Annotated in this window: 1 protein-coding gene; it reads right to left on the bottom strand. The window is 56.7% G+C overall.

Features of this window, described 5'->3' with window-relative positions; translation table 11 throughout:
* Nucleotides 1-4: 4 nt before the first annotated feature.
* A partial coding sequence (locus FVA95_RS32370; RefSeq protein WP_205016062.1) for a hypothetical protein occupies nt 5-282 on the bottom strand: 278 nt, incomplete at its 5' end.

Here is a 282-nt window from a genome sequence, read left to right as displayed (position 1 = left end):
CTACTTAGCGTTCGAATTTACAAGATATGCACACCGCTATCCACAGGTTTTGTGGAAAAAAACCGCTCGCCTCGTACAACCCATGGCCGCAAACCGTTGCCTGACGTGGCTTTCCGGGGCGCGCGGAAAGTTCCCTAGTAAGACGGACGATGACGCGGCGACGACCGCCGATTAGAATCGAAAGCTCGATGCCTTGTTCATGAACAAACCGATCCATGCTGCACTGCGAGATCCGGACCGCGCCGAAAATCCGGATCGGCCCGTAGACGCTCGCGCCACGAG

The organism is Pseudonocardia sp. EV170527-09 (assembly GCF_008369905.1).
Taxonomy (GTDB): domain Bacteria; phylum Actinomycetota; class Actinomycetes; order Mycobacteriales; family Pseudonocardiaceae; genus Pseudonocardia.
This window is presented reverse-complemented; position numbering and strand designations above follow the sequence as displayed.